The organism is Segatella copri (genome assembly GCF_019249765.2).
GTDB classification, from domain to species: domain Bacteria; phylum Bacteroidota; class Bacteroidia; order Bacteroidales; family Bacteroidaceae; genus Prevotella; species Prevotella copri_K.
The window spans coordinates 347,032-367,464 of record NZ_CP152484.1 but is presented as its reverse complement, the minus strand read 5'-3'; the positions used below and the strand labels follow the sequence as shown (position 1 = coordinate 367,464).

Below are 20,433 nucleotides of genomic sequence, written 5' to 3'. Positions count from 1 at the left end.
TTCTATTTTTCGTTGTTTATAATAACTTCAGCTATAGCTTTTGCCAATAAAGGAGGCACAGCATTTCCTACTTGCTTCATTTGACAGGTTCTATTACCATAGAATCGGAAAGTATCAGGAAAAGATTGTATTCTCGCTGCTTCTCTAATAGTAAGACACCTATCTAATACAGGATGAGTAAACCTGCCAGAGGAAGGCGTATCAAACCTCGTGGTTATTGTTGGAGCAATCCCATCTTCCAATAATCTGCACCAAGTACCACTATAAATAGACTTAGTCAGCAATTCCTTTGGCAAAACTTCCTTTCCTTTTCCCTTAGGAATCATTTTCAATCTGTCTAAAGCAGACTTTGAATGCTTGGTTGCTATATGATTATAAAGGACTTGCGCACCCGCACGAAGTTTCTTTTGATAAGAAGATATTGCAGGTTTATCATAATCACGCTCATCAACACCTTCTCCCGATGCAATGAAAGGTAAATCGTAAATGGCATCCTTAACCGTAGTCTGAATATCAAGAGGTTCAGGTAATTTCACCTCTAGCTTATTCAACTCGCCCAAGAAGATTGCTCGCCTTCTATCTTGTGGAACCCCATAATCTTTTGCACACAGTACACCACAAGTTACAACATAACCAAGTTCCTCAAAAGACTTTATTATTTGGTCTTTAAAATACCCATTTGATGTCGTAATAATATTAGGCACATTCTCTAAAACAAAGTACTTCGGTTTGAACTCAGCCACAAATTTCACGAATTGTTTAAATAAGAAATTTCGTGGATCATCTAAACTTAACCGCTTACCCTTTTGAGAGAAGCCCTGACATGGTGGACCACCAATAATCACATCTATATGAGGATGCTTTTGATGTAACAGAACAACATCAACATTACATATATCATCTGCTATCACATCCGTATCGGTATTATTTTTCTTATAAGAAGCAGCTATATCTTTATCATACTCAATAGCAAAAGCAACATCAAACCCTGCCATTCTAAAACCTTCTGACATACCACCAACGCCAGCAAACAGATCACCTATTATCATAAGACTTCCTTTATTCGTTTTAAAGATAAATTAAAGTATTCTTCATTCAACTCTATTCCTATAAAATTCCTATTAAGTTTGGCAGACGCAACACCTGTTGTACCACTACCCATAAAAGGATCAAGAACAACGTCACCTCTATTAGAAAGTATATTCACGAAATGTTCTATTAACGCCAATGGTTTTTGAGTAGGATGCTTACCCATTTTTCTTTCTTTCGTACTTATCGTACTTGTTTCTACGAAATCATGAATAGCTTTACCTTCGTTATTAAATGTACCTGTTGTTGCATCATTGACCATATAAACCCAAGGTTCAGTTGAATTTATAAACTGCAAGTTCATATTTCTTGGCAAAGGATTCGTCTTATGCCAAACACCTACTGTTTTATAATAAAAGCCATGTTTCTGAGCTAAGTTTATGATAGTCTCGACTTTAATGATAGACATAAAAACAATCAACGAGCCACGCTTTTTCAAGACACGATTGCATTCATGAAAAAGCATGTCCATTTGCTGAGTCCATTCCACAAAGTCTAGGTCATCCCAACCTGATGCAGCAAAATGACCATCTCGAAGCTTATTCATATTTGTACCACGCTTTTTCATGAATAAGCCCAAATTATAGGGTGGATCCGTTATTATTAAATCCACAGAATCTGTTGGCAACTGACATAAACACTCGATAGCATCACCTTGCTTCAAAAGTATCTTTCCATCAATTCCCAAGAAACCTTTTATCTCTTGTAAATCTTCCATTCTGCACTGAATAAAAAATCCAATACTAGCCATACTTACAACATTCAGTTGCAAGTACACATATAGGAATAGTGACAGAGAATGGAAAAGTCAAACACAGACAATAGAACCATACGCTGCCGCTATAGAAAACTATGAGCGTTGAACTTTATTCTGGAAGTACGAGCCACAAGCAAAAAATACCTGAGAGCATGATACAAAAGAAGCGTGAGCTTCACTTATCATACTCTCAGGCATTTGGCGTGGCCCGTAAAACCGATAAGTTCCGCCCACGCTATAGCGCAGGCGTTCACTTAATCTCGGTTTTACATCTTTTAATCGCCAAATTTCGAGAGTATTCCGAATATCGTAAACGCTTTGTATATTAATATGTTATATGTCTATAAAATTGTTCTTTCTGTTTCTTATTTTATTATTTAATTGTTATACATTCAGTTTATCGGTCGGTATGGGCGCAAGGCTCATCGTCCCGATTTGGTTGCAAAGATACAAAGAATATTTGAAACTTGCAACTCAAAGGCGCAAAATATCCTTAACGGAGAAGATTTTGCTGATTGCATCAAAGGAGAAGTATTGATCATCCATTATCATATAATCCTCCCTCTGCTTTTTGCTCATATTCTTTATCTCGGGAAACATCTTTACAGGAACTATCACCTCTCGACCATCGGTCAAGAAAACTGCCATTGCTCCACGTTTCACATTGAAATCTAACTTTTTGATTCCTAAAGTTGTATCTTTATATTTGCACATAATAGACCTCCCTTTATTTTATTGTTTTTATTCTAATTTTCTTGCCAGCAAAGACATCGTCAATCATTCTATTGAATTCATCCCAATGTTTATCTATAGCTTCAATAATCACAGCTTCTTCTGATGCCGACAGTTCAGACCAAGCTATCTCTATTTTCTTTTGTCCATTCTCTTCTATCCATATCTTAGCTACAGTATGTCCTCGATGAGACTTCTTGCTTCCACGTTTTACCACATGGATATGCTTTCTGTTCTCATTTGCATCAGCAGGGAAAACAGAAAGAATGAAACACAATATCAATGCCAGTTTGCCCATCTTATATTTTTTATATTAAGCGATGGCAAAAATACAAAGAAATATCGAAATATACACATTTTTTTGGATAAATATTTGGTATATTGATAAAATAATCGTATTTTTGCCACAAAAGAAAGCAAAGATGCTGAAGGGTAGTAGATTCTATACCAAGGCTTTAGACGCTACAAGCATACCTACCATTGAGAGAGAAACAAAGATTATTGTGAAGAATGATGACAGCATACATTGCGGTCATCAATTGCAGCAAGAAGGATATAACCCTGTGGTGCTCAACCTTGCCAGCCGTCGCAACCCTGGCGGTGGTGTCCGTATATAGACAGAATTACAATCATCAAATAATCAATGAAATGAATGAAGCAGATTCTGAAAACTTGTCATTGATTACTGAATATAACAATAAGAAATAAGAAATAAAAATATGAAACTTAACAAAATCCATCATATAGCCGTGATTTGTTCCGATTATGAGAAATCCAAGCATTTTTATACAGATGTGCTCGGAATGAAGATCATGAGTGAAAACTACCGTAAGGAACGTGACTCCTGGAAAGCTGACTGCTGGCTTGATGACAACTATATCATCGAGTTATTCTCCTTCCCTAACCCACCAGCACGTCCTTTCTATCCGGAAGCAGCCGGTCTGCGCCATCTTGCTTTTGAGGTAGATGATCTTTCGGATGCAATTGATGAACTTGACAGTAAAGGCATCGCGCATGAGCCTATACGCACGGATGAATATACAGGCAAGCGATTTGTATTCTTCAGTGACCCAGATGGTTTGCCGATTGAATTGTATGAAAAATAAAAATTCAAGGGCAAACCATGCTAGGTATGTAGGCATCCGATATTTATATTAATCTCCTTTCTTACCAATTCAGTACCCAACTTGCATTGGAGTATTTTCCGATAGTCTCAGCATCCTTGAGAGCGTCAAGCTGACGGACATGCTTGTTTCTCTTGCTGATATCTATGGTTTTCCCATTCCTGTCATGGCTGTTGAATTCCAGGAGATTTACCGTAGATGCCGACTCATCTATGGGACCAAAGCCTTCCGAAGGCACACCATCAAGCGTACAGTTCAGCAGCACGCATTCCGCATCAGGATAATTTCTGCCCTTGTTGTCAGGAAGGCGGGCTATCACGGCATCCTTGCCCAATCCCTTGAAGGTACAGTCATTGAAGATGTTACCATGGTTCTCCCTGGTATTTCTAATCCACATGAAAGCACCATAGCTGGAAAGGGTACAGTGATTGAAATAGGATGGACCTCTACCCAGCACCGTGTCACCTCCTCCATCAATCACGCAGTTGAGCCAGTAGGCTGAACCATTCACCTGAAGAGCATCACCATCACCGATTACATGCACATTCTCAGCAAAGTTTCTTTCACCATTGAGCAGGAATCCCTCAGCCTGTCCCTTGCAATCCGTCTTGAAGGTGATATCCTTGAAAATCATGTCGGCACAGTTGTCTGCTGCCACTGCTGCACGGCGAGAAGGGAATGTTCCTTTCTGCTCATTGGTCTTGATATCAACCGGGTGAGGATTGAACACCTCGTTATTTGGGTAATGTACCACTACCCCATCCATGGATTCTCCCTGGATAGTTACAAATCGCTTATTGCGGAAATAAACCAACTCTTCATAATCTCCATTCTTCACGAAGACCTTTTTCCTGCTGGCTTCAGAGGGCAATGAGTCTGGTATCCAATCCATGGCACCTTGCAGAGTGGAGAAGTCTCCGCTACCATCAGCTGCCACAACGATATGGCTCAAATCTGCAGAAGGGGCGTTTTTCTTAGTCCTAAACGTCCATGACTTCTTGCCATTCCATCCCTCAATCGTACCCTTGCTAATCTTGATTTCATATTCATGTCCATATTCCAGCATATTGTTATGCAGATAAATGGTTGCTTTGTTCCCATGACAGATGACAGGATAGAAGTGGAAGGCATCAGAGAATCCACCAATGATGGTCTTCTGATACTTGCGCTTGTCTTCCTTGGCAGCACCTGATGGAGTTCCAGGACGGGTATTGCGATTGGTTACATTCTCCACCTTATATATATAGGGAACGGGAGTATAGACAGCATTTGGATTCTTGGGCTGTCCTTCGGTTGGTCCCGCCGGAATGCTCATGTCGATTCTATCAACCACCTTTCGAGTTGTCTTGTCCGTAACAGTGATTATGCCCTTGCTGCCAGTCTTTACAGTCTTGTCAAACACGATGACCAGATGTGTATCGATGTTGATGTCTTGGGCATTCTTCTGAGGATAAAAACTGACTGGAGTTTGTGCCATCAGGTTCATACAAGTGATGATACCTGTCATTGAAATAAAGATTCGTTTCATATCAATAGTCTTTAATGTTATTTTGGGTGCAATATTACGAAAAAATTTCGAAATAACGTATTTTTTTCGATGGAAAAATGATTTTTATTTTTGGCTGCGTAAAAAGACAGCATCCTTGTGGCTGGTTGGTGCAATGCATCAGAAAAGCATTCCCCTACTTCCAGAAGTAATCAATGCCTCGCTTCTCGCACTCTCCTCGCAAGGCGGCAAGGAAGTAACTGCGCTCGCTGCCCCAACCACGAACCTTGCGCTCATGATCTATGATCTGCTTAAAACGCTCATCGCTGTATGCAGCAAAGCGGGCTGCATACTCTGAAATTCTTGACTCGGCATAACCTGCATCAACAGTTGATGACTCGGCATTAACTGCCTTAATTGTTGAAGACTCGGCATTAACTGCCATTACATTCTCATTGTTCTTTAAATCTGAATTTGGATTCATAAAGATAATTATTTTAAGTTGTTAAACACTTACACATTCTTTTACCACCGTGGTTATCTCTATGCGAAACTCGGTTGGTGTGCCACAACTGGGCAACTCTTAATGCTTGATTTCGGGTACAAAAGTACATCATTATTCTGAAACCACCAAATTTTTTCGGGATTATTTTTCCTGTTTTTTTCCTTCTTCTAAAGAAGAAGATTTTTCGGGGTAGCAGATAGTAAGGAAGAGAAATCCTTTAATGGTTAAACTTTCCTATATTTGCATTATAATAGCATTATAATAATAAAATTATAATTACCTTTGTAAATTGACAATCAGAAAGATACAAACAATTGAAATAAAAAAACAAAGAATGATATGATACAACAAGTAGAATTTTCATTGCGTCCGCTTCCTCGCGGCTTTCACCTCGTAACCAACGAGGTGATGAGAAACCTGCCAGCGCTGCCTAAGACGGGGATTCTGAATCTCTTCGTAAGACATACCAGCTGCGGACTGTCGCTGAACGAGAACTTCGACCCGGATGTGAGACATGACTTGAAGGGTATCTTCGAAAGACTGGTTCCGGATGGCGACCCAAGATACCTGCACCAGGATGAAGGACCGACGGATATGTCGGCTCATGCCAAATCGAGCATGGTGGGTGTATCGCTCACCATTCCCATTACCAACGGCAGATTAAACCTCGGAACATGGCAGGGGATCTACCTCTGTGAATTCAGAGAGGGAGGCGGAAGCCGACACCTCATCGCAACGATTATCGGGGAATAAAGATAAAAACGAGGATGTTCGCACATCCTCGTTTTTACGTTAACATAATCATTTATTCTATCGCGTCCAATTCCGCTTCATCCTCTTCCTTCTCCTCTTTCTTTCCGAAGTTAGGATCTATCTTCAGGAAGGCGGTAACCAGGAAGGTGATGGCGCAACATGCCATCACGATGATGAAAAACATGCGGTAACCTACCATATCCTTCAGATATCCAGAAACCATGCCCGGCAGCATCAATCCGAGATAGGAGATGCCCGTACAGATGGAATAATGGGAGGTCTTGAACTTGCCCTGACTGTAGAACAGCATGTAGAGGGTAAGAACCGTGAAGCCCAGACCGTAACCCAACTGCTCGATGAAAAGACAGCTGGAAACCACAATGAGGTTGCTGTTGAGCGAGTAGCTCAGATAGATGTAAACCACATCGGGCAAGGTGATGGCGCAAACCAGAGGCCAGAGCCATTTCTTCATTCCGTCCCTGCTCACCAGAATACCACCAAGAATTCCACCCAGCAGCAAACCTATCAATCCCACCGTTCCGTTGGCAAAACCATATTCCTGAGGTGACAGTCCCAGTCCGCCCTGCGAATTAGGACGGAGGATGAAGGTCTTGGTCATGGTGTTCAGAAGCGCTTCAGGGAATCGGTAGAGCAAGAGAAAGAGCATCACGCAGACGGTTTCACCCAATCCGAACTTCACGAAGAAGGTGCGGAACATGTTCTTCAGTTCATGAGCCACTTCACCCACCGTTCTGTCGGTCTGCACATCCTCCTTCGGGCGAGGCATGAAGCGGCTGTGGTAGAGCCACAAACCGATGAAGATACCTGCCAGTCCGTAAAAGATAAGCGCCCATGAGAAGCGAATCTGGTTGCGGAAGAGAACCTGAAGCACACCTGCCAGCATCACCAGAAAACCATTCACAAAGATGATGGCGAGGCGGTAGAAGGTATTTCGCAAGCCTACAAACTTAGTCTGCGTATGTTCATCCAGCTCAATCATGTAGAAACCATCTGCCGAAATGTCGTGGGTAGCACTACAGAAGGCGATGAGGAAGAAGAAGCACATCGTTGCCTGAAACCAGAAGGCGGTAGGCAGCGAGAAGGCGATGCCGGCAAGGGCAGCTCCGATGAGAGCCTGCATGGTGAGCACCCACCAGCGCTTAGTCTTCAGCAAATCTATGAACGGACTCCACAAGGGCTTGATGACCCAGGGAAGGGCGAGCCATCCGGTATAGAGACCCACCTCAGCATCGGTCAGCCCCAACTGCATGTACATCACCACAGAGAGGGCGGTTACGATGACGTTGGGGAGTCCTTCGGCAAAATAGAGGGTCGGAATCCATGCCCATGGACTCCGACTGTTTTTCTTTGTTACCATTTTACATCACTATTTATAAAGTTTCTTGATTTCAGCACCCTGATAGTAGTGCAGCAGGATGGCATCATAATGATAACCCTGCTCTCCCATCACGGCAGCACCAATCTGGCAGAGGCCTACTCCATGCCCCCAACCGGCTCCGATGAGTTCGAAACGCTGAGGCACTCCCTGTTCATCCTTATCATACTTATCCACCACGAAGGCTGAACTCAGCAGATGACTGTCGCTCAGCGTACGGCGGATTTCGAGTTCCTTACCGATGGTAAAGGTCTTCTCTGTTCCGATGATCTGGAGTTTGCTGATTCTTCCACTCTTGCCGCGCTCCACGGCCTTCATGTCTAGGATGGCACCCAGGTCCATCTTCAGTTTGTCAGCGATGAGCTGCTGCAACTTCTCCTGACTGAGCGTTTCCTTCCAGCGGTAGAAATTGACGGTTTCCTGATCATAGTCGTTGAGCACTTCTGACAGGATTTTCTTGTCCTGCGTGTTGCAGAAAGCTGGCGGATTGAAGCGGATCCATTTCTCTGCCTCCTCCTCATTGGTCAGATTAGGCAGTGTATGTTCCACGCCCAGGGCGATGTCGCGAACCGCCGTGAGATAAGTCTTCGGCGTGTCCTCCCAGCAATACTGGAATTCCTCGGTTATTCCGCCGCAGCATTTCGAGAATCTTGCATCGCAGATTTCTTCGCCGTCCATCAGAATCTGTCCCTTAGTCTGGCGGATGGCTTCAGCTACATGGGGCGATGTTTCCTTGGTGATACCCTGGTAGCGCTGGCAGTGGTCGTCGGCACATACATCAAAGAGGGTGTGGTCTTCGCGGTCGTACCAGCGAATGAGCGTATCTTCCTTCTTGGTGAAGGAGAAGAAGTTGTTGCCGCTCTCAGCCACCTCTCGGCGCTTCTTCATCTGCGCCAGAAGCCATGAACGGGAGATGACGGCGTGCGCCTTCAGGAGTTCGAGACTCGAAGTGGCACTCATCTCACTGCTGATGACGCTCTCCAGATACTTCTCTACAGGCAACTCATTGATTGCCACAATCTTATCCGATTCTACCACAAAGCGGAGCGTGCCCAGGAAGGTTTGGTTTTCCTTGCGCTCCCAGTGGAAGTTGACACCGATGGTTACGTCGCTCAGCGAAAACGAGGCGTCGGCACTCTGCGGATGGAAGGTGAGCTGGCTGTACTGGTTGCCGTTCCAGAGCACACCGCCCTCTGAGAATTCTACCACCTGTTCGCCCAGCACCTTTTCGCCCTTGGCAAGATAAGGTTTGTTGAGCGAGAAATGAATCTTCTGCGCACTCACGATGCCCACCGTTACGTCGGGCTGCTTACCTTTATTATATAAGGTGGAAGAGGCTTCGGCTGCATCCTCGGCATCCTTAGATGCCTTCAGTTTGGCGATGATGGCGTTCATTTTTTCTTCCGAAACGCCACATTCCTGCAGCAGCGAGAGGGCTTTCTCCTCGGTCAGTTTTCGGAAATCTTCCTCACGAGGGGTGATGATGAGTCCGCTCATATCCAGTGCTCCCGGCGAAACCACAAACTGGGCGTCGCCTTCGGCAAAATAGGCTTCCGGACGGTGCTTTTCTCTCGGAATGACCACGCTGATGAATTCCTCGCCCTTGCGCCAGGAGATGATGTTCATCATCGGTTCGGTTTCGTCGCCACGCTGAGGCATTGCCTTGTAGAGACGGCGGAAGAGGGCCTCATCGCTCTCAGCACTCTTCGAGATGATGACGAAGGCGGGAACGATGAAGTCGCGAACCACAGAGATTTTCTCCTCATCATTGAGAGAGATGATGTCGGTCAGGTTGCGGGAAAGACGCTGCCAGTTGGTCTGAAGAGGAAGGATGCCGTTGGTTCCTGCCTGGAAATGAAGATGGTCTGGAGCCGATGCACCACACTTCGGACCGTTGTAGAACACCATCAGGTCGCTGTGCAGACTGATGAAGCGGTGCATCTCTCCGTAATTCTTGTAGATGAGCTGAGGCTGATGCTTGCGTGCCGGAATGGTGAAGTGGACTGGCAGAATCGGGAACGGATTCACCAGAAGATGGAATTTCTCGTCTATCTGCTTCGACATCTGTTCCTTAGGACGGTTCTTATCACAAAGGAAACAAGGGCGCTCGCCCAGGGTTTTCTTATCTATCTTGGCGCCCGTACTTACGATGCGGGCTGGGTTCCACTGCAGTTTCAGCTGGTCGGAGAACTGGCGGGTTTCTACATGCTTGAGGTCGCGGAAGCGATGGCGCGCATCGGTCCAAACCTCCAGCTGACGGTTGAAGAAACGCGAGATGCTACTGTCTTCCATAATGTCGGCCTTGCCCTGCAGCAGGTGCTGGCGTGCCTTCAGTTCCATGGTGCGCAGGCGGTCCTTATACAGGTTGTTGGCGTTCACCTTCTCTACGCTGAGGGCAGCATCGCTGTTACCTCCCCAGCGGCGGCAGAGGTAGAGTTCGTCGTAGATTCTGCCGATGCGGTAACGGCGCGAAAATGCCAAGCCGAGCGCATAATCCTCACCATACGAGGTGTTAGGAAACTGGATCTGTCTGACCAGCGGAGTGAAGAAGGCGCGCGGAGCACCCAATCCGTTGATACGCAGCGCATTGTTGCATCCGTTTTCATCGGTCCACTCCTTGTGGTCTATCAGTCCCGGTGGCAGGGTGTTGAGGCCGAAGTCGCACATGCGGTACGAGCCGATAATCATGGCTGCCTTCTGCTTGTAGAAGGCATCTACTATCTTCTGAAGTGTCTTTGGTGAAGAATAGAGGTCATCGCTGTCAAGCTGTACAGCAAATTTTCCGCAGAAACTGCTGTTGATGGCTTCGTTCCAGCATCCGCCTATTCCCAGGTCGGTTCTCTCCGGCACAATCTGTATCATGTTGTCGGCTTTAAGTTCATCCAGTATTTCGCCGGTGCGGTCGGTAGAATGGTTGTTCACCACGATGACGTTAAATTTGAAGTTGGCCTTCTGTCCCAGCGCACTCTTCACGGCATCAGCCACCGTCTTTTCGCGGTTGAAGACGGGGATGATGACAGATGCCTCGTATTCAAAATCCTGTTCACCGAAGTCGGGCTGGCGGTAGAAGGTGGTGTCTATCAGGGCGCCCACCTTGCCCAGATGCTGGGTGCATGCCTTTTCCATCTCAATCTGCACCTCGCGATTGCGCGGGTTTACATAGTCAAACTGCTTCTCGCCGCTCTTACGGGTGTCGAGTTCGGCTTCTGAATAGAGGAATTCGTTGAGATGGAAGATTTCGCCCACGCGGCTCAGATAGAGACGGAGGTCGTAGAGGGCGGCAAACTGATACTCTTCGCGGTCGGATTGAGCGATGTAGTCGGCCAGCGTCTGTGCCTTGATGCACCAGAGGCTTCCAAAGTCGAAGTCATCTCGCAAAGAACCTGACTGGTAGTCAATTACCGGATGTTTCTCCATTTTGCCTTCCACCATCTTGTAGTGGTCGGCGTAAACCATGACGGCATCCGTATCATCTGCCACTCTGAGGAATCGCTCCAGCGTGTTGTTTCCCCATCCTATGGTGGTGTGGCGGGTACAGATCATCACGTAGTCGGCATCTGTATTTTCAGCGATGCTGACAATGGTGTTACTGCTTTCCAGGCGGTCGGTGATGACAAACGTACATCCTTCGGGCACCTGATGATGAGCGGCAAAATCAGCACTCACCAGGAAGTGGATATGCTGTACAGTCTTGTACTCATGAAGCACCGACAAGGCATTCTGCGCATCGTCGATGTATTCGCAAGGCAAGAAAAGGTCTATTTTTTCTCTCATTTTCTTACGTTATTTTTGTTCACTTCAGCCCTTTTCGGGGGGCTAAATCTGTGTTTTTTATCTTTATTTTATCTTATTATATTAAAATATGTGGCAAAGATACTAATTTTTCGGCAAAAAACACTATCTTTGCAGTATGAATAATGAAAAAAAATATCTTTTGGGCCTTACACTTGCCGAATTGAAGCAGGTAGCAAAGGACTTAGGCATGCCCGCCTTCACCGGTGGGCAGATGGCGAAGTGGCTCTATGAGCAGCATGTGAAGAGCATTGATGAGATGACCAACATCTCGAAGGCGAACCGTGCCAAACTCGCTGCCGAATACGAAATAGGATGCTTCGGATATTCCGATGCGCAACATTCGGTGGATGGTACCATCAAGTACCTCTTCCCTACCCGAAGCGGCAAATTTGTCGAGACGGTTTACATCCCAGACAAAGACCGCGCCACGCTGTGCGTTTCTTCGCAGGTGGGATGCAAGATGAACTGCCTGTTCTGCCAGACCGGCAAGCAGGGGTTTGAGGGCAGCTTGCCTGCAGGCGACATTCTGAACCAGATTTACTCGCTGCCGAAGGTGGATAAGCTTACCAACATCGTGTTCATGGGTCAGGGCGAGCCGATGGATAATCTCGACAATGTGCTGCGCGCCACAGAGATTCTCACCGCCGACTACGGCTGGGCATGGAGCCCGAAGCGCATCACGGTAAGTTCGGTGGGCGTGAAGAACAAACTGAAGCGGTTCCTGGAAGAGAGCGACTGCCATGTGGCCATCAGCATGCACGACCCTATCCCTTCTGAGCGCGCTGAACTGATGCCTGCCGAAAGGGGCATGGGCATTGAGCAGGTAGTAGAACTGCTGAGGAACTATGATTTCTCTCATCAACGCCGCCTGAGTTTCGAATACATCGTCTTTAAGGGCGTTAACGACAGTATGCAGCATGCCAAGGCCATCATCAAGCTGGTGAAGGGACTTGACTGCCGTTTCAACCTGATTCGTTTCCATCAGATTCCAGACATTCCTCTGCAAGGTGTGGATGATGAGAAGATGGAGCAGTTCCGTGATTACCTCACCCAGCATGGTGTCTTCACCACCATCCGTGCCAGCCGCGGCCAGGACATCTACGCCGCCTGCGGTCTGCTCAGCACCTCGAAGAAAATCGGAGAAATCCGTGAGCACGAGGATGAAGAGAAGATGAATAAGTAAGGAAAGGTGGGGGAAAAATGGTTAGAGAATCTTTAAAGATCCTACTTGCCGGCTGTCTTTTGTTCCTTTTTCTGGCAGGTTGCAGCCTGGGAGGAGGAAGAAACAGAAAACAGCCCAAGAGCACAGGACAGCCTTACGAGGTGGTGCTCGAGGGAGATACCGACAGCATCGTTACGAAGATACTGACGGAAGAGGTGCCTGCCCTGCCCCAACCCGAACCGCTCTGCCGGCTCATCCAGGTCAAGAAGGGAAAGATCCACGGCAGCTACCTGCTCGTAAGAACTCGCATCGTAGTGAACATCCCGGCAGCGGAATTCTCAGTCAGGCTGAGCCGCAACGAGAATGCTTCACCGCAGACCGTCATCCGCCTCTCTGCCCGCTCGCTGCAGCAACTCAGAGAGAAACTCAACCCCGAGAAACTGCGCCAGCTCGTAGATGAGACTGAACTGGAGCACCTCGCCTCCATCATCTCCACCAACCCGAGCAGGCAGAACCGCGAGATGCAGCAGCTGATAAAAAAGAACTTCGGCATCAGCATGATCATCCCTGCCGAAATGCAGGCAAGCAAGAAGGCCGGGAACTTCATTTGGATTTCAAACAACGCCAGTTCGGGCATGAAGAACCTCATCCTCATGAAAGTGAAGAGGGAAGAACGAAGAGGGAAAGCCAATTCTGATGCTTTTCCTGCTCAAGAGAAGCAGCAGATTGACAGCATACTCCGCACAAACATGCCCGGCGAAACCGACAGCATGTACATGATAATCCCGGTCCTTTCAGAAAAAGGACTCTGGGAGATGAAGGGCGACGCCATGGGAGGCCCCTACGTGATGAGGCGCATCCGCCTGAGAAAAACGGGAGATGAAATCATCATCATCGGCTTCGTCTATGCGCCCGAAATGAAAAAGAAAATATTAATCAAGCAGCTAGAAGCTGCGATTTCTACTATAAAATAAAACGATAAATGGACAGCAAAAAGATTAGAGTGGCCATCACTCACGGAGATACCAACGGTATCGGATACGAACTCATTTTTAAGGCATTCAGTGAGCCAGAGATGTTGGAGTATTGTACCCCTATCATCTACGGTTCGCCTAAAGTGGCAGCTTATTACCGCAAGGCGATGAATCTGCCTGCCCAGTTCTCCATCATCCAGAAAGCAGAAGATGCTGAAGACGGAAGAATCAACCTCCTGCCAGCCGTAGACGAGGAGGTAAAGGTTGACATGGGCATGCCTACTCAGGAATCGGGTACGGCAGCCATCAAGGCACTTGACCGAGCCATGACCGACTACCGCGACGAGCTCTTCGACGTGCTCGTTACCGCACCGGTAAACAACCAGAACGCACAATTTGAGGGTTTCCAGTTCAAGGGCCACAAGGAATACATAGAAACTTGCCTGGGCGAAGGTGCCAAGGGCCTTTCCATCCTCTGCGGCGGCGACCTTCGCATCGCATCCGTAACCGGAAAAACTCCGCTCAAGGACGTGCCGGCAGCTATCACCCAGGAGCTCATCATCGAGAAGGTGAAGCAGATGCACACATCACTGAAGCGAGACTTCATGATTACCAACCCGCGCATCGCCGTGCTCGCCCTGAATCCTAGCAACAACGGTGAGGAGAGCTGCGGACCAGAGGAAGCCAGTATCATCATCCCAGCCATTGACCAGCTTGCCGAGCAGAAAATACAAGCTTTTGGTCCTTACCCTGCTGACGAGTTCTTCGGCAACGGCCATTTCGTAGAGTTCGACGGCATCATGGCCATGTATCATGATCAGGCTACTACCCCGTTCCATTCTCTCTACACCGAGGATGGCGTACTCTTTACTGCCGGTCTGCCACTCGTTCACACCGCCGCCAACACCACTCCTAGCTACAGCATCACGGGCTGCAACGAAGCCGATGCAACCTCCTTCCGCCACGCCATCTACTTGGCGCTGGATGCCTTCTGCAACCGCGAAGACTATGATGAGGCCTACGAGAATCCACTGCCTAAACTCTACCACGAGAAGCGTGACGAGAGCGAGAAGGTAAGATTCTCCATCCCTAAGAAAAAGGGATAAGAGAAAGATTCCCTATTCCCGAGAAAAAGCGGAATAAAGAAAGATTCGGGAGGGCAGATGACGCAAAAAAGGCAAATCTGCCCTGTAATCAGGCCTCCCGAACGTTAAAATTAAAAAAAAATGCTGATAATTCAGAAAAAATGAGTAATTTTGGCAGCTAAATGGATACTTCCGAACTACAAAAGATAAAACAACGCTACAATATCGTCGGTAACAGCGACGGATTGAACCATGCGCTCGACGTAGCCCTACAGGTAGCGCCGACCGATCTCTCCGTGCTCATCATCGGCGAGAGCGGTGTGGGTAAGGAAATCATTCCAAGGGTGATTCACGACAATTCGCCACGCCGCAGAGAGAAATATTTCGCCATCAACTGTGGAAGCATTCCGGAGGGAACCATTGACAGCGAACTCTTCGGACATGAGAAGGGTTCCTTCACTGGAGCCATAGGCGAAAGCGAAGGATACTTCGGTATTGCCAACAAGGGTACCATCTTCCTCGACGAGGTGGGCGAACTCCCGATACAGACGCAGGCAAGACTGCTGCGAGTGCTCGAAACGGGAGAATACATCCGCGTGGGTGGAACTGAGATAAGGAAAACGGATGTTCGCATCGTGGCAGCCACCAACGTAAACATGCGCAAGGCTGTGAGTGAAGGCCGCTTTCGCGAGGACCTCTACTACCGCCTCAACACCATCCCGATACAGATGCCTGCATTGAGAGAGCGTGGCGATGACATCCTCCTGCTCTTCCGCCTCTTCGCCATGCAGATGGCCGAAAAATACCGTCTGCCTAAGATTTCACTCTCAGATGAGGCCAAGCAGATCATGCTGAAATACAAGTGGCCGGGAAATGTGAGACAGCTCAAGAACATTACCGAACAGATGTCAGTGCTGAGCCGAGAAAGAGAAATCGATGCACAGACCCTCACCCAGTTTATTCCGAGAGATGAGGAGTCTACACAGCTCGCCACCATACAGAAGGATGGCAAGGACGACCATAGCTACGCCAGCGAGCGCGAACTGCTATACAAGATTCTCTACGAACTGAGGGGCAACGTGAGCGACCTGAGACGAGAGATGAACAGCCTGCGCAAGCAACTCGATGAGGCCCGCCAGTTGGGCGGTACAGGCGGATATGTTTCTCCGGTTCAGCCGAATACCCAGGTAGCTCCAGTATCATCCGTATCTCCGGTTTCATCGGTATCTCCGGTTCCGTCCGTATCATCCGTTCCATCGGTTTCTCCGGTTACTTCCGTACCTCCGATTACCGATCTCGACGAGCTACAACACATCCGTCAGGAAATAGCTACAGGAGGCATGAGGGGCACTTACAAACCCGAAGCCGAGGATGCTGAAATTGAGGAGATCAAGGAAGAAAACGAGAATCTGAACCTCAGCGACCTTAGCAAGCAGATGATAGAAAAGGCATTGGAGAGAAACAACGGAAACCGCAAGAAAGCGGCAGAAGAACTGGGAATCTCCGACAGAACTCTGTACAGAAAGATTAACAAATATAAGTTATGAAGCATATACGCGCGTACCTATATATAATAGGAGTCACACTGATGGTGGCGGTCATGGCAGCATGCTCCGTGAGCTACAAGTTCAACGGTGCCAGCATCGACTACACCAAAACCAAGACCATACAGATAGCCGACTTCCCTATCAGAAGTTCGTATGTGTGGGGTCCGATGGGTCCGATGTTCAACAACGAACTCAAGGATAAGTTTGCCAGCAACACCCAGCTCATACAGGTGTCACGCAACGGAGACCTGAAGATAGAGGGCGAAATCACCCAATATTCTCAGCGCAACAAGTCGGTTAGTTCTGAGGGATACTCAGCACAGACCGAGCTCAGTATCACCGTAAACGTACGTTTCACCAACACCAAGAACCATGCCGAGGACTTTGAAAAGCAGTTTACATCTGCCAAGACCTACGACACCACTCAGAGCCTTGCCTCGGTGCAGGAAGAACTGGTAACCCAGATTATCAAAGACCTGGTAGACCAGATATTCAACGCTACGGTAGCTAACTGGTAAAGTAAGTGAAGAACGAAAAGTGAAGAGTGAAGAATTCAACGGCTTTACTAATCATAAAGTTCAAAACTCAATGTTCAATGTTCAAAGTTCAAAGTAAAATAAAGTAAAGTAAAAATATCGTGGAATTAAGCAGATTGATACAACACCCAGAGGAAATGAACCGAGAGACGCTCTACGACTTGCGCGCCCTCTTGGCCTTATATCCGTATTATCAGACGGCACGCCTGCTGATGTTGAAGAATCTGTACCTGCTCCACGACCCGAGTTTCGACGAAGAACTGCGCCGTGCAGCCATCTACATCACCGACCGTAAGATTATCTTCGAGATGGTAGAGGCAGCCCACTATCAGATAAAAAACGCCCCTGAAGAGACTGAATCCGACAAGCAGCAAGGCGTAAGAGGAATAGGAGCAGAAAAACACGGAGACCGTACTAGCGACCTCATCGACCACTTCCTGGGATCCATTCCTATGGAAGAAGACGAAGAAGAGAAGAAGGAGAAACGTAAGCCTACACCTGCTGACGCGGCTGTAGACTATGTGGCTTATCTCATGGAGACCGAAGACCAGCAGGAGCCAGAAGATACTTCGCGCACCATGAGTCTCATCGACGACTTTATGGAGGATGGCGGTTTCAAACTGCCTAAAATCCAGCAGGACGAAGATTACAAACCAGAATTTACTCCCGAACTTCAGACCGATTCCGGCAAGGATGGCGAAGAGGAAAACAGCGGTGTATTCACCGAAACCCTCGCCCGCATCTACATCAAGCAGGGCAAGTATCAGAGGGCTTACGAAATCATCAGCCGCCTGCATCAGCAGCATCCTGACAAGAACGGATATTATGTTGACCAGCTCAGATTCCTTGAGAAACTGATGCTGAACAGCAAGAAGAAATAAAGAAGAATAATAAATAAATAAAACTAGTTTTAAAAAATGGCTTACACATTATTAGTAGTATTAATCGTCCTGGTAGCTATCCTGATGATTTTCATCGTGCTCATCCAGGAATCAAAGGGAGGTGGACTTGCAAGTAACTTCTCTTCAACCAACTCAATCATGGGTGTTCGCAAGACCACTGACATTGTTGAGAAATTAACATGGGGCCTCGCTGCAGCCTTGGTTGTCATCAGCGTGGCATGTGCTTATGTAGCCCCTCAGGCAGCTGGCGAAAGCAGTGTTTTGGAGGGAGCCACTCAGGAGCAGACCGCTCTTCCTGCTATGCCAGGTGCTAGCAAGGATGCAGCAGCAGGTGCTCAGAAGGCTGTTCCTGCAGCTGGTGCAGATGCCCAGAAGGCAGCTCCAGTTGTTCCAACAAGCCCTGCAAAATAAAAAATAAGAAAAAAGGTACGAAAAAATTTGGTAGAACCATTTTTTTTTCGTACCTTTGCACCCGCTTAACAAGAATATGGTGGACGTAGTTCAGTTGGTTAGAGCGTCAGATTGTGGTTCTGAATGTCGTGGGTTCGAGTCCCACCTTCCACCCTACTATTTTTGAAAAAGCAAAACATAACCAATATGGTGGACGTAGTTCAGTTGGTTAGAGCGTCAGATTGTGGTTCTGAATGTCGTGGGTTCGAGTCCCACCTTCCACCCAAGATAAACCCTGCAAGATTCATTTCTTGCAGGGTTTCTTGTTATATATCCGTATTGAGCGGAAATTCTTTTTTGTCATATAAACGAATTGCAATAATACTTCTTTAAGTATATTATAGACTGAAAACATACAAAAAAGCCTGCTAAGGGAAGAAAATATCCCTCTAGCAGGCATTTCATATAGGATGAATTGAAAACTTATCTGATTACTTTCACTTCACCATCCTTAGCAATCTTAACGATGCTGGAAGGCTGATGAGGTTTATGCTCCTGACGGCGGCTCCAGCAAACATAATCTACAGCATTGAGGATTTCCTCGGAGATGTCGCGATAATTCTGTGCAGCAGGCTCACCACTCACATTAGCACTTGTACTTACAATAGGCTTCTGAAAACGGTAACAGAGTTGTTTGGAGAAAGGCTCATAGGTTATACGCATCGCCAGACTTCCATCCTCTGCTACCAGATTATTAGCCACTCCACTGGCATCATCAAGAATAACCGTAGTAGGCTTTACAGGCATGGCAGCATCGATGAAATCCCATGCCACCTGTGGCACATTGCGGAAATAACGCGCCATGCGGTCAGCAGAATCTATCAGGCAGATAAGCGCCTTAGAATCGTCACGTTTCTTTATTTCATAAACTTTCTTTACCGCTTCAGGGTTGGTGGCGTCGCATCCTATGCCCCATACGGTATCTGTAGGATAGAGTATCACTCCACCCTTTCGCATGCACTCTATAGCACGCTTGATGTCTTCTTCTACAGTCATAATACTATAAAACTAAAAATCAAAAATCTTTTGAATCTTAAAAATCGTCACTAACATCTTTCTTCAAACACTCATAATAAGCTATGTCCTTCATACCATTGAGAAAAGCAGAAGCATCCATACGTTTCTTGCCACTGAGCTGCAACTCCTGAATAATGAGCCATTCGTCAAGGCAGGCTACTTGTAACGACTTCCCCTCAACGCGGAGCGATCCCACAGGCGCATCACCACGCTTCATACATGAAAGACGGGTAGAAAATATCTTAAGTACCTGAATTTTCTGTGTACTCTGCTTATGGGATGGATGAGCAGTAGGCTCAGGGAACCTCACATGATCATCATCTCCCTTAGGATCGTCAAAGAATACTACTGTCTCCTTCTTCTTAATTTCAGTCCATGCACCAGGGTATGGAGAAAGACCGCGGATGAAATCATACACCTGTTTGGCAGGCTTGTGGAAGTCGATGCGACAGGTATCCTTGAAGATTTTCGGAGCCGGCTTGAGTTCGGCACCCTGTCCTATCATTTCGCTCTGAGGAATGGAACCGATATTACCATCGGCAGCGATGAGCGCATCAATGGTTTCCAGCGCCAATTCAGCACCAAGATGCATCAACCCATCGTAAACATACTCCACATTTGCCGTCTCAGGAATAGGAAAACGTTTCTGCAGGATGATGCGACCGGTATCAATATCGTGGTCGAGGAAGAAGGTGGTAACACCCGTCTCCTTCTCGCCATTAATCACTGCCCAGTTGATAGGCGCCGCACCGCGATACTGCGGAAGGAGGGCTGCATGTACATTAAAAGTACCATATTTCGGCATCGCCCAAACCACCTCTGGCAGCATGCGGAAAGCAACTACCACCTGCAAGTCAGCCTGATAAGAACGCAACTGCTCCACAAACTCAGGGTCCTTCATCTTTACAGGCTGCAGCACCGGTAAACCATGCTCTACGGCATACTGCTTAACCTGCGAAGGTTGCAGCGTATCCTGATGTCTGCCCACCGGTTTATCAGGCTGCGTAACCACAGCCACCACGTTGTAACCGCCCTCTACCAGGCACTTGAGGGATTCTACCGCAAACTCCGGTGTTCCCATGAAAACAATTCTCAAATCCTTCTTCTCCATAAAACACTAATA

Annotated in this window: 20 protein-coding genes, 2 tRNA genes and 1 riboswitch; of the genes, 12 read left to right on the top strand and 10 right to left on the bottom strand. The window is 47.0% G+C overall.

Translation table 11 applies throughout. The features are described 5' to 3' along the window. Positions 1 to 2: 2 nt before the first annotated feature. From KUA46_RS01535 to KUA46_RS01520, 4 genes are all read right to left on the bottom strand, one after another. On the bottom strand, positions 3 to 1,049 hold the full coding sequence (locus tag KUA46_RS01535; protein ID WP_217746049.1) for a DNA cytosine methyltransferase: 1,047 nt from the start codon (positions 1,047 to 1,049) through the stop codon (positions 3 to 5). Next, a complete protein-coding gene (locus KUA46_RS01530) occupies positions 1,046 to 1,807 on the bottom strand; it encodes a DNA-methyltransferase (RefSeq protein ID WP_217746050.1) in 762 nt (253 codons plus the stop codon). The genes KUA46_RS01535 and KUA46_RS01530 overlap by 4 nt, the downstream gene beginning before the upstream one ends. A gap of 513 nt (positions 1,808 to 2,320) precedes the next feature. Further along, positions 2,321 to 2,560: a hypothetical protein gene (locus KUA46_RS01525; protein ID WP_119228735.1), complete on the bottom strand. Its 240-nt coding sequence runs from the start codon at positions 2,558 to 2,560 to the stop codon at positions 2,321 to 2,323. A 13-nt stretch (positions 2,561 to 2,573) separates the two neighbouring features. After that, positions 2,574 to 2,876, bottom strand: coding sequence for a hypothetical protein (locus KUA46_RS01520; RefSeq protein WP_119228736.1), 303 nt, complete (start codon positions 2,874 to 2,876; stop codon positions 2,574 to 2,576). Positions 2,877 to 2,979: 103 nt separating this feature from the next. On the opposite strand from KUA46_RS01520, the gene KUA46_RS01515 reads away from it, so the two are divergent. Further along, a complete protein-coding gene (locus tag KUA46_RS01515; protein WP_194252571.1) occupies positions 2,980 to 3,195 on the top strand; it encodes a poly(ADP-ribose) glycohydrolase domain-containing protein in 216 nt (71 codons plus the stop codon). 102 nt (positions 3,196 to 3,297) lie between these two features. After that, positions 3,298 to 3,684 carry an SMU1112c/YaeR family gloxylase I-like metalloprotein gene (gene gloA2 / locus KUA46_RS01510; protein WP_217746052.1) on the top strand — a complete coding sequence of 129 codons (387 nt, stop codon included), beginning with the start codon at positions 3,298 to 3,300 and terminating at the stop codon, positions 3,682 to 3,684. A 61-nt stretch (positions 3,685 to 3,745) separates the two neighbouring features. On the opposite strand, the gene KUA46_RS01505 is transcribed toward gloA2, so the two are convergent. Both KUA46_RS01505 and KUA46_RS01500 read right to left on the bottom strand, forming a co-directional pair. Beyond that, entirely contained in the window at positions 3,746 to 5,230 is a 1,485-nt protein-coding gene (locus tag KUA46_RS01505; protein ID WP_217325905.1) for a pectinesterase family protein, read from the bottom strand. Positions 5,231 to 5,384: 154 nt separating this feature from the next. Beyond that, on the bottom strand, positions 5,385 to 5,672 hold the full coding sequence (locus tag KUA46_RS01500) for a hypothetical protein (protein WP_217325904.1): 288 nt from the start codon (positions 5,670 to 5,672) through the stop codon (positions 5,385 to 5,387). After that, a riboswitch (SAM-I-IV-variant riboswitch) is annotated at positions 5,672 to 5,783 on the bottom strand. Its footprint overlaps the gene before it by 1 nt. Positions 5,784 to 6,032: 249 nt before the next feature. Between KUA46_RS01500 and KUA46_RS01495 the strand changes: the two genes are divergently transcribed. Beyond that, positions 6,033 to 6,446: a secondary thiamine-phosphate synthase enzyme YjbQ gene (locus KUA46_RS01495; protein WP_006846346.1), complete on the top strand. Its 414-nt coding sequence runs from the start codon at positions 6,033 to 6,035 to the stop codon at positions 6,444 to 6,446. A 52-nt stretch (positions 6,447 to 6,498) separates the two neighbouring features. On the opposite strand, the gene KUA46_RS01490 is transcribed toward KUA46_RS01495, so the two are convergent. Both KUA46_RS01490 and KUA46_RS01485 read right to left on the bottom strand, forming a co-directional pair. Next, positions 6,499 to 7,824 carry an MFS transporter gene (locus tag KUA46_RS01490; RefSeq protein WP_153093827.1) on the bottom strand — a complete coding sequence of 442 codons (1,326 nt, stop codon included), beginning with the start codon at positions 7,822 to 7,824 and terminating at the stop codon, positions 6,499 to 6,501. A 9-nt stretch (positions 7,825 to 7,833) separates the two neighbouring features. Further along, complete coding sequence (locus tag KUA46_RS01485; protein WP_218486799.1) at positions 7,834 to 11,616, bottom strand: DUF4922 domain-containing protein; 3,783 nt, start codon at positions 11,614 to 11,616, stop codon at positions 7,834 to 7,836. A 136-nt stretch (positions 11,617 to 11,752) separates the two neighbouring features. Here KUA46_RS01485 and rlmN point away from each other — a divergent pair, with 136 nt between their 5' ends. From rlmN to KUA46_RS01440, 9 genes are all read left to right on the top strand, one after another. Then, a complete protein-coding gene (gene rlmN / locus KUA46_RS01480) occupies positions 11,753 to 12,820 on the top strand; it encodes a 23S rRNA (adenine(2503)-C(2))-methyltransferase RlmN (protein ID WP_218486800.1) in 1,068 nt (355 codons plus the stop codon). A gap of 17 nt (positions 12,821 to 12,837) precedes the next feature. Further along, the gene (locus KUA46_RS01475; RefSeq protein ID WP_022121006.1) at positions 12,838 to 13,773 is read left to right on the top strand and encodes a DUF4837 family protein; all 936 of its coding nucleotides are present in this window, start codon (positions 12,838 to 12,840) and stop codon (positions 13,771 to 13,773) included. An 8-nt stretch (positions 13,774 to 13,781) separates the two neighbouring features. After that, on the top strand, positions 13,782 to 14,879 hold the full coding sequence (locus KUA46_RS01470; protein WP_218486801.1) for a PdxA family dehydrogenase: 1,098 nt from the start codon (positions 13,782 to 13,784) through the stop codon (positions 14,877 to 14,879). Positions 14,880 to 15,040: 161 nt separating this feature from the next. Further along, the gene (locus tag KUA46_RS01465; RefSeq protein ID WP_117727129.1) at positions 15,041 to 16,405 is read left to right on the top strand and encodes a sigma-54 interaction domain-containing protein; all 1,365 of its coding nucleotides are present in this window, start codon (positions 15,041 to 15,043) and stop codon (positions 16,403 to 16,405) included. Then, complete coding sequence (locus KUA46_RS01460) at positions 16,402 to 16,923, top strand: LptE family protein (protein ID WP_006846339.1); 522 nt, start codon at positions 16,402 to 16,404, stop codon at positions 16,921 to 16,923. Before KUA46_RS01465 ends, KUA46_RS01460 begins: the two co-directional genes overlap by 4 nt. A gap of 119 nt (positions 16,924 to 17,042) precedes the next feature. Then, positions 17,043 to 17,822: a tetratricopeptide repeat protein gene (locus KUA46_RS01455; RefSeq protein ID WP_117727130.1), complete on the top strand. Its 780-nt coding sequence runs from the start codon at positions 17,043 to 17,045 to the stop codon at positions 17,820 to 17,822. Between the two features lie 36 nt (positions 17,823 to 17,858). After that, complete coding sequence (gene secG, locus KUA46_RS01450; protein ID WP_006846337.1) at positions 17,859 to 18,254, top strand: preprotein translocase subunit SecG; 396 nt, start codon at positions 17,859 to 17,861, stop codon at positions 18,252 to 18,254. Positions 18,255 to 18,332: 78 nt separating this feature from the next. Beyond that, a tRNA-His gene (locus KUA46_RS01445) sits at positions 18,333 to 18,408 on the top strand. A gap of 34 nt (positions 18,409 to 18,442) precedes the next feature. Next, positions 18,443 to 18,518, top strand: a tRNA-His gene (locus tag KUA46_RS01440). A 198-nt stretch (positions 18,519 to 18,716) separates the two neighbouring features. Here KUA46_RS01440 and KUA46_RS01435 read toward each other — a convergent pair. Both KUA46_RS01435 and fmt read right to left on the bottom strand, forming a co-directional pair. Beyond that, positions 18,717 to 19,289, bottom strand: a complete 573-nt coding sequence (locus KUA46_RS01435) for an L-threonylcarbamoyladenylate synthase (protein WP_118079018.1) — start codon at positions 19,287 to 19,289, stop codon at positions 18,717 to 18,719. 37 nt (positions 19,290 to 19,326) lie between these two features. After that, positions 19,327 to 20,421 (bottom strand): methionyl-tRNA formyltransferase, encoded by a 1,095-nt coding sequence (gene fmt / locus KUA46_RS01430; protein ID WP_218486802.1) that lies wholly within the window; start codon positions 20,419 to 20,421, stop codon positions 19,327 to 19,329. Positions 20,422 to 20,433: the final 12 nt, after the last annotated feature.

What these genes read in the sequence shown, in the direction of transcription:
- KUA46_RS01520 (WP_119228736.1), bottom strand. Translation starts at nt 2,876, where the DNA reads ATGGGCAAACTGGCATTGATATTGTGTTTCATTCTTTCTGTTTTCCCT.
- KUA46_RS01435 (WP_118079018.1), bottom strand. Translation starts at nt 19,289, where the DNA reads ATGACTGTAGAAGAAGACATCAAGCGTGCTATAGAGTGCATGCGAAAG.
- KUA46_RS01495 (WP_006846346.1), top strand. Translation starts at nt 6,033, where the DNA reads ATGATACAACAAGTAGAATTTTCATTGCGTCCGCTTCCTCGCGGCTTT.
- KUA46_RS01525 (WP_119228735.1), bottom strand. Translation starts at nt 2,560, where the DNA reads ATGTGCAAATATAAAGATACAACTTTAGGAATCAAAAAGTTAGATTTC.
- fmt (WP_218486802.1), bottom strand. Translation starts at nt 20,421, where the DNA reads ATGGAGAAGAAGGATTTGAGAATTGTTTTCATGGGAACACCGGAGTTT.
- KUA46_RS01460 (WP_006846339.1), top strand. Translation starts at nt 16,402, where the DNA reads ATGAAGCATATACGCGCGTACCTATATATAATAGGAGTCACACTGATG.
- secG (WP_006846337.1), top strand. Translation starts at nt 17,859, where the DNA reads ATGGCTTACACATTATTAGTAGTATTAATCGTCCTGGTAGCTATCCTG.
- KUA46_RS01465 (WP_117727129.1), top strand. Translation starts at nt 15,041, where the DNA reads ATGGATACTTCCGAACTACAAAAGATAAAACAACGCTACAATATCGTC.
- gloA2 (WP_217746052.1), top strand. Translation starts at nt 3,298, where the DNA reads ATGAAACTTAACAAAATCCATCATATAGCCGTGATTTGTTCCGATTAT.
- KUA46_RS01530 (WP_217746050.1), bottom strand. Translation starts at nt 1,807, where the DNA reads ATGGAAGATTTACAAGAGATAAAAGGTTTCTTGGGAATTGATGGAAAG.
- KUA46_RS01475 (WP_022121006.1), top strand. Translation starts at nt 12,838, where the DNA reads ATGGTTAGAGAATCTTTAAAGATCCTACTTGCCGGCTGTCTTTTGTTC.
- rlmN (WP_218486800.1), top strand. Translation starts at nt 11,753, where the DNA reads ATGAATAATGAAAAAAAATATCTTTTGGGCCTTACACTTGCCGAATTG.
- KUA46_RS01505 (WP_217325905.1), bottom strand. Translation starts at nt 5,230, where the DNA reads ATGAAACGAATCTTTATTTCAATGACAGGTATCATCACTTGTATGAAC.
- KUA46_RS01470 (WP_218486801.1), top strand. Translation starts at nt 13,782, where the DNA reads ATGGACAGCAAAAAGATTAGAGTGGCCATCACTCACGGAGATACCAAC.
- KUA46_RS01535 (WP_217746049.1), bottom strand. Translation starts at nt 1,049, where the DNA reads ATGATAATAGGTGATCTGTTTGCTGGCGTTGGTGGTATGTCAGAAGGT.
- KUA46_RS01490 (WP_153093827.1), bottom strand. Translation starts at nt 7,824, where the DNA reads ATGGTAACAAAGAAAAACAGTCGGAGTCCATGGGCATGGATTCCGACC.
- KUA46_RS01500 (WP_217325904.1), bottom strand. Translation starts at nt 5,672, where the DNA reads ATGAATCCAAATTCAGATTTAAAGAACAATGAGAATGTAATGGCAGTT.
- KUA46_RS01485 (WP_218486799.1), bottom strand. Translation starts at nt 11,616, where the DNA reads ATGAGAGAAAAAATAGACCTTTTCTTGCCTTGCGAATACATCGACGAT.